General features: G+C 70.7%; 2 protein-coding genes. One reads left to right on the plus strand and one right to left on the minus strand.

The window, feature by feature from the left end; all coding sequences use genetic code 11:
• Nucleotides 1–22 precede the first annotated feature (22 nt).
• Nucleotides 23–12,676, minus strand: a complete 12,654-nt coding sequence (locus NUT86_RS03395; protein ID WP_274733303.1) for a type I polyketide synthase — start codon at nucleotides 12,674–12,676, stop codon at nucleotides 23–25.
• Between the two features lie 359 nt (nucleotides 12,677–13,035).
• On the opposite strand from NUT86_RS03395, the gene NUT86_RS03400 reads away from it, so the two are divergent.
• Entirely contained in the window at nucleotides 13,036–14,442 is a 1,407-nt protein-coding gene (locus NUT86_RS03400) for an NDP-hexose 2,3-dehydratase family protein (RefSeq protein ID WP_274740367.1), read from the plus strand.
• Nucleotides 14,443–14,812 lie beyond the last annotated feature (370 nt).

Here is a 14,812-nt window from a genome sequence, read left to right on the forward strand (position 1 = left end):
GGCGGTCGGTGTGCGTTCCGGATCAGCCGGTCCCGAGTTCCCTGTCGATCAGGTCGAACATGTCCTCATCGCTCGCTTCCGCGAGTTCGTCATCGACGGTCGCCGGTGGTGGCGCCTGGCCTTCCCATTGGGCGAGCAGACCGCGCAGTCCCTCGGTGAGCGCCCGCCGGGTGTCGTCGTCGCCGGCCGCTTGCAGTGCGCTCGCGACCTGTTTCAGTTCATGGAGCACGTGGGTTCCTCCCCCTGCTTCCGGTTCCAGCTGCGGTTCCGGTTGCGGTTCCCGGGGCAGGAGTTCGTCCCGCAGATACTCGGCGAGCGCGGTCGGTGTGGGGTGGTCGAAGACCAGAGTGGCGGGGAGCATGAGCGCGGTGACCGCATTGAGCCGGTTGCGCAGCTCCACTCCGGTCAGTGAGTCGAAGCCCAGCTCACGGAAGGCCCGGGCGGGCCTGACCGCGTCGGTCGAGGAGAGCCCCAGTACGGCGGACGCATGGGTGCGGACGAGGTCCAGGAGCATGCGTTTGCGCTTGGCCTCCGGAAGCGCGGCCAGCCTGCCCGGCAGCTCCGAACCCTTCTCACCGGCCTCGTCCGCCTGCTCCTCCTTCTGACCGGCGAGCAGTTGCCGTACGTCCGGCAGCTCGTCCAGAAGCGGACGGGGCCCGCTCACCGTGTAGGCGGGGAGGAAGCGGTCCCATCGGATGTCGGCGACGACGAGGGTGGTCTCCCCGTGGTCGACGGCTTCCCGCAGCGCATGTACGGCCAGGCCGGGATCCATTGCGGGGACACCACGGCGGCGCAGCTGCTCGGCCACGGCCTCGTCGACCATGCCGCCTCCGGCCCAGGCACCCCAGGCGATGGAGGTGGCCGGGCGGCCCTGTGCCCGGCGCCATTCGGCGAGTGCGTCAAGAGCGGCGTTGGCCGCCGCGTAGGGTCCCTGGCCGCCGTTGCCCCACACTCCGGCGCCGGAGGAGAACAGTACGAAGGCGTCCAGCGGGTGATCCGCCAGCAACTCGTCGAGGTGACAGGCACCGGAAACCTTGGCGTGTACGGCGGCCATGGCGTCATCGAGGGAAGTCTCGCCCAGTGGACGGGCCTCGCCGACGACGCCCGCGGTGTGCACGACGGCGGTCAGCGGAGCCTCGTCGGTGAACGAGTCCAGCAGCTTGGCCACCGCGGCCCGGTCGGTCACATCGCATGCGGCCACGGTGACGCGCGTACCGAGGGCGGTCAGCTCGGCGGACAACTCGGATGCACCGGGGGCGTCCGGGCCGCGCCTGCCGGCGAGTACCACGTGCTCCGCACCGCCGGCCGCGAGCGCCCGCGCCACATGGGCGCCGAGGGCTCCGGTGCCCCCGGTGATGAGAACCGTGCCGCGCGGCTGCCACGGCTCGGCCACGGCCGACGGGGCGAGGGGTGCGCGCACCATACGCCGGACATGGACGCCGGAAGAGCGGACGGCATACTCGTCCTGGCTGCCGCCGTCACCGCCGAGCAGGGCCAGGAAACGGCGCAGCGCGTGCTCGTCCAGGGTCCCCGGCAGATCGATCAGGCCGCCCCAGCGCTCACGGTGATCGAGGCCGAAGACCCGGGCCAGACCCCAGAGGGCAGCCTGGCCGGGGTTGCGTATCGGGTCGGACGCCTGTTGGGTTTCCAGTCCCCCTGCGGCGTCGGTGGAGACGGCTCCCTGGGTGACCGCCCAGAGGCGGGCCTTCACCTCCGAGTCGGCGAGTGCCTGGGTGAGGGCCAGAGTGCTGAGCAGACTGCTGGGCACTCCCCGGTGGCCGCCGGCGTCCCGGTCGTCCAGCGCGAGCAGCGACACCACATGCAGCGGGGCATCAGCATCTCCGCGCAGCGCCGCCAGCTGCGCCGCCAGTTCCGCACGGTCGGCAGCGGCCGATACGGGCATGATGCGGGCCCGGTCGCCAAGACCATGAGAGGTCGCCTGCACGAGGTCATCGTCCAGGTGGCCGGCGGGCACAACGATCAACCAGCGCCCGGCCAACTCGGCTTCCTCCGGCTCGGGTTGGGGTCGCCAGACGATCCGGTAGCGCCAGCCGTCGACCGTGCTCCGCCGCTGCCGGCCCTGTCGCCACGACGACAACGCCGGCAACACCTCACGCAAAGCCCCCGGATCCGCCAGACCCAACGTCGCCGCCAGCCCCTCCAGATCCGCACGCTCCACCGTGTCCCAGAACCGCGCATCCACCGGATCGACCGCACCGGCCACCGACGACCGCCCCGACTCCAGCCAGTAGCGGCGGCGCTGGAAGGCGTAGGTGGGCAGGTCCACGAGCTGCGGACGATGCGCGGCAAACGCCGGGGACCAGTCCACGTCCACGCCGTGTACGAACAGCTCGCCGAGCGAGGTGTAGAGCCGCGACAGACCACCGTCGTCACGACGCAGCGTGCCCGTCACCACCGCCTCCACGCCCACAGCCTCGACGGTTTCCTGAAGTGGCACGGTGAGTACGGGATGCGGGCTGACCTCCACGAAGGTGCGGTGGCCGGCCGCGATGAGGGCTTCGATGGCGGGCGCGAACTCCACCGTCCGCCGCAGGTTGGTGAACCAGTACCCGGCTTCCATCTCCGCCGTGTCCAGCCACTCCCCCGTCACCGTGGAGAACAGCGGTACGGACGACTTCCGGGGCGCGACCGGCGTCAGGACCTCCCTCAGCGTCTCCTCGATCGACTCCACATGGGCGGAATGCGAGGCGTAGTCCACCTCGATGCGACGCGCACGGACCTCGCGCTCCTTGCACCCGTCCATCAGCTCATCGAGCGCGTCCGCATCCCCACTGACCACCACGGACGACGGGCCGTTGACCGCCGCCACCGAAACCCGACCACCCCACGGCTCGATCAGGTCCGACACCTCGGACGAGGACAGCGCCACCGACACCATCCCGCCACGGCCCGACAACGCACGGATCGCCTTACTGCGCAGCGCCACCACCCGGGCGCCATCCTCCAGGCTCAGGGCGCCTGCGACGCAGGCCGCGGCGATCTCCCCCTGGCTGTGCCCCACAACCGCCGCAGGCTCTACTCCATGAGCCCGCCAAACCTCCGCCAGCGACACCATCACGGCCCACAAAACGGGCTGCACCACATCCACCCGGTCCAGACCCGGCGCCCCCTCATCCCCACGCAACACCGCAGTCAGCGACCAGTCCGTGAACGGCTCCAACGCCGCCTCACACTCCGCCAACCGACCCGCAAACACCGGCGAAGAATCCAGCAACTCCATCGCCATACCGACCCACTGCGACCCCTGACCCGGGAAGACGAACACCGCCCTGCCCGGGTCACCCACCGCAGTCGTGGGGCTCAACTGCCTCAGCTTTTCGGCCAGTTCATCGGTCTCCGAGCCCACGACGACCGCCCGGTGCTCGAACGACGACCGCGAAGCCACCAACGACCAACCCACATCAACCGGCGACCAGCCGGCACCCGTCACCCGCGACGCCAACCGCTCCGCCTGCGCCACCAACGCATCAGCAGAACGCCCGGACACCACCCACGGCACCACCACACCCACACCGGAAGCCGAAGACGACGAAGGAGACTCCCCTCCATCAGCCAACTTCGCCTGTTCGACGATCACATGCGCATTGGTCCCGCTGATGCCGAAGGACGAGATACCGGCACGGCGCGGACGGTCCTCTTCAGCCGTCCACGGCCGAGCCTCGGTCAGCAGCTCCACCGCACCCGACGACCACTCCACATGCGGCGACGGTTCGTCCACATGCAGGGTCGCCGGCAACTCGGCGTGCCGCATGGCGAGCACCATCTTCATGACACCGGCCACGCCGGAAACGGTCTGGGTGTGCCCGATGTTCGACTTGACCGAGCCGAGCCACAGCGGACGGTCCGCCTCCCGCTCCTGCCCGTACGTGGCGAGCAGCGCCTGCGCCTCGATCGGATCGCCCAACGACGTGCCCGTACCGTGCGCCTCCACGGCATCCACCTCACCGGCCGACAGTCGGGCATCGGCGAGCGCGGCCCGGATCACCCGCTGCTGGGAGGGACCGTTGGGTGCGGTGAGGCCGTTGGACGCACCGTCCTGGTTGATCGCCGTCCCGCGGACGACCGCCATAACCGGGTGCCCGTTGCGGCGGGCGTCCGAGAGGCGTTCCACCAGCAGTACGCCGACGCCCTCGGAGAGTGCGAAGCCGTCGGCCGCCGCCGAGAACGGCTTGCACCGTCCGTCCCGCGCCAGCCCCCGCTGCCGGCTGAAGCCGAGGAACGGTCCGGGATCAGCCATGACCATCGCGGCTCCCGCTACGGCGAGCGAGCACTCCCCCGAGCGGAGTGCTCGCACCGCCATGTGCAAGGCGACCAGAGACGACGAGCACGCCGTGTCGACCGTGACGGCTGGACCTTCCAGGCCGAGCGTGTAGGCGACCCGGCCGGATGCGACGCTCGCGGCCGCTCCGGTCGCGAGATATCCCTCGATCTGCTCGGCGGCCGCCATGCGCAGGCGGTTCCCGTACTCCTGGTCGGTGACGCCCATATAGACACCGGTCCCGCTGCCCCGCAGGGACTTGGGGTCGATGCCCGCACGCTCGAAGACCTCCCACGAGGTCTCCAGGAGAAGCCGCTGCTGCGGATCCATGGCCAGGGCCTCGCGCGGCGAGATCCCGAAGAACTCGGCGTCGAAGTCACCCGCGTCGCCCAGGAATCCGGATTCCCGGACGTAGCTGCTGCCCGGCTGGTCGGCATCGGGGTCGTAGATGCCGTCCAGGTCCCATCCGCGGTCGGTGGGGAAGGCGGACATCGCGTCGACGCCGTCCCGGACCAGCCGCCACAGGTCCTCGGGCGACTGCACGCCCCCCGGATAACGGCAGGCCATGGACACGACGGCGATCGGGTCGTCGTCCGCGGGGAGCGGCACGAGGGCGGGCGACGTGGCCGGCTTCGCGGCGGGTTCCTTCCCGCCGGTCAGTTGGGCCTCGACGTAGCCGGCGAGCGCTGCCGGGCTGGGATGGTCGAACACGACGGTCCTGGGCAGCCGCAGGCCAGTGGCCCGGCTCAGGCGGTTGCGCAGCTCGACGGCAGTCAGCGAGTCGAAGCCCAGCTCCTTGAAGGGGCGTTCGGAGTCCACGGGGGCCGTCTTGTCGTGACCGAGCACGGAGGCGACCTGTTCGCGGACGAGATCCATCAGTGCTGCGGTGCGCTGCCGGACATCGACTCCGGTCAGCTTCTCGGCGAGCGGCGACCGGGCGGAGCCGCGCTCGGTCCCGCTGCCGTCGGCTCCGGGTCCGTCTCCGTCCTCGTCCGCCGCGAGTTGCGGGATCTCCGTGAGCAGGCGGCTGGGCCGTACCGAGGTGAAGACGCTGTTGAAGCGCCGCCAGTCCACGTCGGCGACCGCGATCGAGGTCTCGTCGTGGTCGAGCCCCTGCTGGAGCGCGGTGAGGGCGGTGTCCGGGTCGATGACGGGCACTCCGCGACGCCGCAGTAGCTCGTGAATCGAGTCGGCGATCATGCCGCCGCCGGCCCAGGGGCCCCAGGCGACCGACAGTACCGGCAGCCCGTCGACCCGCCTGCGTTCGGCACGGGCGTCGAGGAGCGCGTTGGCGGCGGCGTACGCGCCGTGATCGGCCACTCCCCAGGTGCCGGAGATGGAGGAGAAGTAGACGACGGCGTCGAGTTGTGCGGGATCGAGTGCGGAGGACAGATGGTCGGCTCCGGCGACCTTGCCCGCGAGCGCCGCCGCGAGGTCTGCCGGTCCGGCCGCCGCCAGCGAGCCGAGGGCGCTGACACCGGCGGCGTGCACCACGGCCCGCACCGGTTCCCCGTCCTGCTCGATCTGCCGCACGAGGTCCGCCACCGCCTGCTGGTCGCCGATGTCGCAGCCCGCCACGGTGACCTCGACGCCCTGGTCACGGAGTTCGGAGCACAGTGCGGCCACGCCGGGGACATCGGCGCCACGGCGGCCGGTGAGGACGAGATGTTCCGCGCCATGGGCAGCGAGCCAACAGGCGATATGGGCGCCCAGCGCTCCGGTGCCGCCGGTGACGAGGACGGTGCCGCGGGGGCGCCAGGAGCGCCGCGGCGTCACACCGGCGACCGGTGCGGGAATCAGCCGCCGCCCGAACAGGGCGTCCCCGCGGACAGCGAGCTGGTCCTCGTCGTCACCGGCTGCCAGGATCCGCGCCACCAGCGCCGCTGGCCGGCCGTCCACCGCCGGCTGACCAGCGGCCTGGCCGGGCATGTCGATGAGGCCACCCCAGCGCTCCGGGTGCTCCAGCGCGGCGACCCGGCCGAGCCCCCAGACGCCGGCCTGGTCGGGATTCACCGGCGCACCGTCCTCGCCGGTGGAGCTGCCGGTGGCGACCGCACCTCGGGTGACGCACCACAGCGGGGCGCCGATCCCGGCGTCTCCGAGTGCCTGGAGCAGTGCGAGGGTGAGCGAAAGACCGGTGGGAACACAGGGGTGAGTACGGTCCGGCCGTTCATCCAGGGCCAGGAGTGACAGCACTCCGGCGTACGGAACGGACTCGGCGCGCAGCAGATCCGCGAGCTCGGCGCCGTCGTCCACCGTCAGTGAGTGTGTGTGCGCGCCCGCTTCCTCCAACGCTTTCCGGACGCCCTGCACCAGCACATCGTCCTCGTACCCGTCCGGAACCACCACGAGCCAGCTGCCGTCGAGTTGCCGGGCGGCCGGCTCGGTGAGGGGCCGCCACACAATGCGATAGCGCCAGCCGTCCGCCGTGTCGCGCTGCCGCCGACTCCGGTGCCACGACGACAGCGCAGGAAGCACCTCGTTCAGGGTCTCGACGCCGGGCAGCCCGAGCGTGCCCACCAGCGCTTCTGCGTCCTGGTCCCCGACGGCCGTCCAGAACGCCTCTTCCTCAGGGGATACGGCCACGGCCGGGGCATCCGGCTCCAGCCAGAAGCGCTGCCGCTGGAATGCATACGTCGGCAGCTCCACCCGGTGCGGGCGCCGGTCGGCGAACACGGGGGACCAGTCGACATCGACACCGTGCGCATACAGCTCAGCAAGTGAGGTGTAGAGCCGGGCGAGGCCTCCGTCGTCCCGGCGGAGAGTGCCCGTCACCACCGCATCCGCGCCCGCGTCCTCGACGGTTTCCTGAAGCGGCACGGTGAGCACGGGATGCGGGCTGACCTCCACGAATGTGCGGTGACCGGCCGCGACGAGGGCCGCAACGGCGGGCGCGAACTCCACGGTCCGCCGCAGGTTCGCATACCAGTAGCTGGCGTCCATCTCCCCCGTGTCCAGCCGTTGCCTCCTCACCGTCGAAAACAACGGCACGGACGACTCCCGGGGTGCGACCGGCGCCAGGACCTCAAGCAACTCCTCGCGGATCGACTCCACATGAGCCGAATGCGAGGCGTAATCCACCTCGATCCGACGAGCCCGCACCCCGCGCTCCCGACACCTGTCCATCAGCTCGTCGAGCGCATCTGCGTCACCGGAGACCACCACGGACGACGGGCCATTGACCGCCGCAACCGAAACCCGACCGCCCCACGGCTTGATCAGGTCCGACACCTCGGACGAGGACAGCGCCACCGACACCATCCCGCCACGCCCCGACAACGCACGGATCGCCTTGCTGCGCAGCGCCACCACCCGGGCGCCGTCCTCCAAGCTCAACGCCCCGGCCACGCAGGCCGCGGCGATCTCCCCCTGGCTGTGACCGACGACCGCCGACGGCTCCACACCATGGGCGCGCCAGACCTCCGCCAACGACACCATCACCGCCCACAACACCGGCTGCACCACATCCACCCGGTCCAGACCCGGCGCGCCCTCCACCCCACGCAACACACCACTCAACGACCAGTCGGTGAACGGCTCCAACGCCGCCCCACACTCCGCCAACCGACCCGCAAACACCGGCGAGGAATCCAACAACTCCACCGCCATCCCCAGCCACTGCGACCCCTGACCCGGGAACACGAACACTGCGCCTGGCTTGGGCGCGATGGGGACGGAGCCGGTGGCGGTATGGGGGCCGGGGTCCTCGTTGGTCACGGCGTGCAGCTCCGTGAGCAGCGCGGCGCGGTCGGCGCCGATGAGCACCGCTCGGTGTTCCAGTGCCGTGCGGGTCGTGAGCAGGGAGTGCGCCACGTCGTACGGTGCGGCGTCGGGGAGGGAGGCGAGATGCGTGGCGAGCGCGGCTGCCTGTGCGCGCAGTGCGTCGGGGGTCCGGCCGTGCACGACCCATGGCACGACCGGCTGGTCAGCGCTCCCGCCGTCCCCGTTTCCCGCGCCGCCCTGTTCCTCGTCGCCGCTTTGCTCCTCGTCGCCGCCCTGCTCTTCGTCGCCGCCCGGCCCGTGCGGGGCTTCCGGCGGACGCTGTTCCACGATCACATGCGCGTTGGTGCCGCTGATGCCGAACGACGAGACACCGGCCCGGCGCACCTGCCCGTTCTCCTCCCACGGCTGCGCCGCGGTGAGCAGGCGAACCGTGCCTGCCGACCAGTCCACATGCGGGGACGGTGCATCGAGGTGCAGGGTTTCCGGCAGGACGCCGTGCTGCAGCGCGAGCACCACCTTGATGACCCCCGCGACCCCGGCGGCGGCCTGGGTGTGCCCGATGTTGGACTTGAGCGAGCCGAGCCACAGCGGCCGGTCCTCGTCGCGGTCACTGCCGTATGTGGCGAGCAGCGCCTGGGCCTCGATGGGGTCGCCGAGGGCCGTCCCGGTACCGTGCGCCTCGACCGCGTCGACCTCGGACGGCTGCAGCCCGGCAGCGGCGAGCGCGGCCCGGATCACGCGCTCCTGCGAGGGCCCGTTGGGGGCGCTGAGGCCGTTCGAGGCGCCGTCCTGATTGGTGGCGCTGCCGCGCATCACGGCCAGCACCGGGTGGCCGTTGCGCCGGGCGTCCGACAGGCGTTCCAGCAGCAGGATCCCGGCGCCCTCGCCCCAGGCCGTGCCGTCGGCGGCGGCGGCGAACGGCTTGCACCGTCCGTCGGGCGCGAGCCCCCGCTGCCGGCTGAACTCCACAAACATTCCCGGCCGGGACATCACCGTCGCCCCACCGGCGAGCGCGAGTGTGCACTCTCCTGCGCGCAGCGCCTGCGCCGCCAGATGCAGCGCCACCAGGGATGACGAGCACGCCGTGTCCACGCTGATGGCCGGTCCTTCGAGACCGAGCGTGTAGGCGATGCGTCCGGAGGCGACGCTCGTGGTCGTCCCGGTCAGGACATGCCCCTCGACCTGGTGGCTCGCCTGGTGGAGACGGGGGCCGTACTCCTGTGCCATGGCGCCGACGAATACACCCGTGAGACTGCCGCGGATTCCCGCCGGGTCGATACCTGCCCGTTCCAGCGCCTCCCAGGAGGTCTCCAGGAGAAGCCTCTGCTGCGGGTCCATCGCCAGGGCCTCGCGCGGCGAGATCCCGAAGAACCCGGCGTCGAAGGACGCGGCATCCAGGAAACCGCCCTCGCGTACGTAACTGGTGCCCGAACGTTCGGGGTTCGGGTCGTACAGGCCGTCGGTGTTCCAGCCCCGGTCGGTGGGGAACGGCGACACCGCGTCCACTCGGTCCCTCAGCACCTGCCAGAGATCTTCGGGCGACCGTACGCCACCGGGGTAGCGGCAGGCCATCGCGACGATGGCGATCGGCTCATCGGGGTCGATGGCCGGGCGGTGCGCTGGTTCCACGGCGTTGCTGGCGCCCAGGAATTCCGCGTCGAGATGGCGGGCCAGCCGAGCGGGAGAAGGATGGTTGTACAGCGCCGTGGACGGCAGCCGAACCGTGAGCACCCGGTTCAGCCGATGGCGCAGCTCCTCTGAGGTGACCGAGTCGAAGCCCAGATCCTTGAAGGTCCGGCCCGCGTCGATCGCGGAGGGCTCCCGATGGCCGAGCACTGCCGCAGCGTTGCCCCGTACGACATCGAGCGTCGGCCGGCTCGTCCCGGGGCCGGCGAACGTGGCATCGGCGGGCCGGCTCGGCTCAGGGGAAGCGGTCCGGCGGGGGCGCTCGGCGGTGTGCTCGGCGGTGTGCTCGATCCAGTGCCGCTCGCGCTGGAAGGCGTAGGTGGGCAGATCCACGAGCTGGGGGCGATGGGCGGCGAAGGCCGGGGACCAGTCGACGTCCACACCGTTCACGTACAGCTCGCCCAGTGAGAGGTAGAACCGGGCGAGCCCGCCCTCACCACGGCGCAGCGTGCCCACCACCACCGCCTCGGCATCCGCGTCCTCAACCGTCTCCTGCACCGGCATCGTCAGCACCGGATGCGGGCTGACCTCCACGAACGTGCGGTGGCCGGCTGCGAGGAGGGCTTCGACGGCAGGCGCGAACTCCACGGTCCGCCGCACATTCGCATACCAATACCCGGCATCCATCTCCGCCGTGTCCAGCCACTCCCCCGTCACCGTCGACAACAACGGCACGGAAGAAGCCCGCGGCGTAATGGGCGCCAGGGCCTCCCTCAGCGTCTCCTCGATCGACTCCACATGCGCCGAGTGCGAGGCGTAGTCCACCTCGACCCGCCGCGCACGCACCCCACGCTCCCGGCACTCCGCCACCAACCGGCCCAGAACATCACCATCACCGGACACCACCACCGACGACGGACCATTGACCGCCGCAACCGAGACCCGACCGTTCCATGCCTTGATCAGCTCCTCCGTCTCGGGCCGGGGCAACGCCACCGACACCATGCCGCCACGACCCGACAGGGCACGGATCGCCTTGCTGCGCAGCGCCACGATCCGGGCGCCGTCCGCCAAACTCAGCGCCCCGGCGACACAGGCCGCGGCGATCTCCCCCTGGCTGTGGCCGATGACCGCCGATGGCTCCACTCCATGGGCGCGCCAGACCTCCGCCAACGACACCATCACCGCCCACAACACCGGCTGCACCACATCCACCCGGTCCGGTCCCGGTGCGCCCTCAGCCCCACGCAGCACACCACTCAACGACCAGTCGGTGAACGGCTCCAACGCCGCCTCACACTCCGCCAACCGCTCAGCGAACACCGGCGAGGAATCCAGCAACTCCACCGCCATGCCCAGCCACTGCGACCCCTGCCCCGGGAAGACAAACACCGGCCCGCCGGAGCGGTCGGACACTTCGCCGAGTGTCACTGCGGCATCGGGGCGTTCCTCCGCCACCGCGCGCGCCCCGGAGGTCAGTTCGCCGGTCTCCGCCCCGACGATGACCGCCCGGTGCTCGAACGACGACCGCGACGCCACCAACGACCAACCCACATCAACCGGCGACCAGCCGGCACCCGCCACCCGCGACATCAACCGCTCCGCCTGCCCCGCCAACGCACCCGCAGAACGACCCGACAGCACCCACGGCACCACCACACCCACACCCACACCCACACCCGACGCCGGAGCACAGGCCGCTACGTCAGCCGGCCCAGCACCTTCGGGCTCCTCCGCCCGCTCGACGATCACATGCGCATTCGTGCCGCCCATGCCGAACGACGAGACACCCGCGATGAGTTGACGGCCCTCCTGCGCCGTCCATGCACAAGACTCCGTCTGTACCCGCAGGTTCAGTGCGTCGAGCGGAATGCCGGGGTGGGGTGTGGTGAAGTTCAGGCTCGGCACGAGGTGTCCGTGCTCCACGCACAGCACCACCTTCAGCAGTCCCGCGATTCCTGCGGCGCCTTCCAGGTGGCCGATGTTCGACTTGACCGAACCCACCGGCAGCGGGGTGCTCCGTCGTGGGTCGGTGCCGAGAGCGGCGCCGAGTGCCGCCGCCTCGATGGGGTCGCCGACCTTGGTGCCGGTGCCGTGCAGCTCCACATAGCCGATGTCGCCGGGGTGGATGCCGGCACGTTCGCAGGCCAGGCGCACCACCTCTTCCTGCGCGGCGGCGTTCGGGGTCGTGAGTCCGGGCCCGCCGCCATCGTTGTTGACCGCTCCGCCGCGGATCACGCAGTGGACATGGTCACCGTCCGCCAGTGCCCTGGCCAGCGGCTTGAGGACGACGAGGCCGCCTCCCTCGCCGCGTACGAACCCATCGGCACGGGCGTCGAAGGTGTAGCAGAGGCCGCTCGGGCTGAGTGCGCCGAAGCGGGACATGGCGATGGTGCTTTCGGGGGCGAGATTGAGGTGCACCCCGCCGGCCAGGGCGGTGTGGCAGTCTCCGCGACGCAGGCTGTCGCATGCGGCCTGGACCGCGACGAGCGACGAGGACTGAGCGGTGTCCAGGGTCATGCTGGGGCCGCGCAGACCGAGGTGGTAGGAGATGCGGTTGGCGATGAGTCCGCGGTTGAGGCCGGTCGGAGTGTGGTGGTCGAGTGCCGCGGGGCCCTGCTGGTGTACGAGTACGGCGTAGTCCTCGACGGTGGCTCCGATGTACACCCCGGTCCGGTGGCCGTTGAGCCGTTCGGGGCGGATGCGGGCGTTCTCCAGGGCCTCCCAGCCGAGTTCGAGGGCGAGCCTCTGCTGCGGGTCCATCGATTGCGCCTCGCGCGGTGAGAGGCCGAAGAAGGCGGCGTCGAAGGACGCGACTTCGTCGAGGAAGCCGCCCCGGGCCGGCTCGGACACCCCTGACTGCGCCAGGAGTTCGGCGGTCCAGCGGTCGGCCGGCGCCTCGGTGACGGCGCTTCTGCCGTCGCGGAGGAGTTGCCAGAGGGCGTCGGGGTCGGCGGCCCCGGGCAGGCGGCAGGAAAGGCCGATGACCGCGATCGGCTCGCCGTGTGGCGAGGGAATCGTGGAGCCCGCGGATTCCGACCCGTTCATCAATCGCACTCCCTACGCGAAGCGGCACCGGCTTGCGTTCACCGTTCCACAGCGGCGGGCTCCCAAAGGTGGGCCGAAGGCCACCTCTAGGGGAACTCCTAGGCGCGGCGGAAGGTCCTTCCGTACCGCCCTGAGCAGGGCTTCCGCAGCAGTGCGCGACCGCCTGCCGCAAGCCTTCGGCAGCGGACCCCGCAACCCCATTCCCAGGTGCTTCGGTGCCCTGGCCGCCCCGCCCGGCCATCGGGGGCAAGGCGCGGAGAACTAGGTGAATGCCAGGAATCCCCGATGCAGGCTGTGCGGGGAAAGGGCGGCCGTCCGGTGCCGTACACACATCAGCATGGAGGGGTGCAGCAATGCATTTGGACAGCACAGTGGAGCCGTCGCGGTCATCCGGCCCCGCACTGTCTTCCCGGCGGGCGGTGGCACTGTCCTCCCGGCTGGCCGCCTCCGCGCTCGCCACCGACGGCGGGGTGATGAGCAACGAGGCGTTCCACGCGTGGTTCGAGGAGCGGCAGCGTACCCATGCGCTGAAGGTCAGCCGTATAGCCTTCGAGGAACTGCGGGGCTGGAACTTCGCTCCCGGAAGCGGGAATCTGCGGCATGACAGCGGGCGCTTCTTCTCCATCGAGGGCATCCGGGTCCGCTCCGACTACGGGCCGGTCCGCGAGTGGTGCCAGCCGATCATCCACCAGCCGGAGATCGGTGTGCTGGGCATCGCGGTCCGCGAGATCGACGGGGTGCTGCACTGTCTGATGCAGGCCAAGCCGGAGCCGGGGAACATCAACGGGGTGCAGCTCTCCCCCACGGTGCAGGCCACCAAGAGCAACTACACCCGGGTGCACGGCGGTTCCGCCGTGCCGTACATGGACTGCTTCATCGACCCCGATCCGCGCCGGGTGCTGGCCGATGTGCTCCAGTCCGAGCAGGGGTCGTGGTTCTTCCGCAAGCGCAACCGCAACATGGTGGTCGAGGTGGGCCCCGAGGTCGAGGCGGGCGAGGACTTCTGCTGGGTCACGCTGGGCCAGCTCGGTGCGCTGCTGCGCCATCCCGATCTGGTGAACATGGATGCCCGTACGGTGCTGTCCTGCATCCCCGACTGGCGCGCGGGTTCGTCGACGGCCAATGCCGGCCTGCACTCCGATACGGAGATCCGCAGCTGGGTCACGACGCGACGGGCCCGGCACGAGATCACCACCGAGCCGCTGCCGCTGCGCGAGGCAGCGGGCTGGCGCCGCTCGGACGAGGCCATCTCGCATGAGAGCGGGCTCTTCTTCAGCATCGTCGCCGTAGATGTGAGCTCGCACCGGCGTGAGGTCCCGGCCTGGTCACAGCCGCTGCTCGAACCGCACGGGCTGGGGATTGCCGCGCTGCTGGTGAAGCGGATCGGCGGGGTGCCGCATGCGCTGCTGAGCGCACGGGTCGAGCCGGGCTTCCTCGATGTGGTGGAGCTCGGGCCCACTGTGCAGTGCACTCCGGAGAGCTATGCCCATCTTCCTGCCGCGGACCGTCCCCGGTATCTCGATGCCGTGCTGGACCGCGGTCCGGAGCGGACGCTGTTCGATGCCGTGCTGTCGGAGGAGGGCGGCCGCTTCCGCCATGCCCGCAGTCGCTACCTGATCGTCGAGGTGGACGAGGGCTTCCCGACCGAGGTGCCCGAGGACTTCCGATGGGTGACGCTATGTCAGGCAGATGAACTGCTGAAGTACAGTCACTATCTGAATGTGCAGGCCAGGACCCTGGTCGCGGGGATGAGGACGCTCCCGTAGCCGGAACTGACGCGTTCGCGACCGGCGTTCCGTGCCGCCCCTCGTTCGATGGCGCCCCGCAGGTCGCTCAGCACGGCCTCCCTCCGCATTGACGCACCGGGAGGGTGCCCCTGCTGTCCCGTGCTGTCCCGCTGTCCAGGTCGGCCATGCCCCGCATCCTGTGGTCGCGGCGCGAGAGGCGTCAACGGCCATGGGTCACTTCTATGTATTTCCCTAGAAGAGTGGCCGAACTCGATCACCGCCGGGGCATGGAACCGGCCACGACCTGCGTCGATGCGATCCGTGACCTTCCGCGGCGCAGATAGGGCCGTTGGTCCGGTTGACACCTCTCACCTGGGGTTCGACGATGCCTCGTGAACTTGTCAGACAG

Origin of the sequence: Streptomyces sp. G7(2002) (assembly GCF_028870195.1) — a bacterium.
In the GTDB taxonomy this organism is placed as follows: Bacteria; Actinomycetota; Actinomycetes; order Streptomycetales; family Streptomycetaceae; genus Streptomyces; species Streptomyces nigrescens.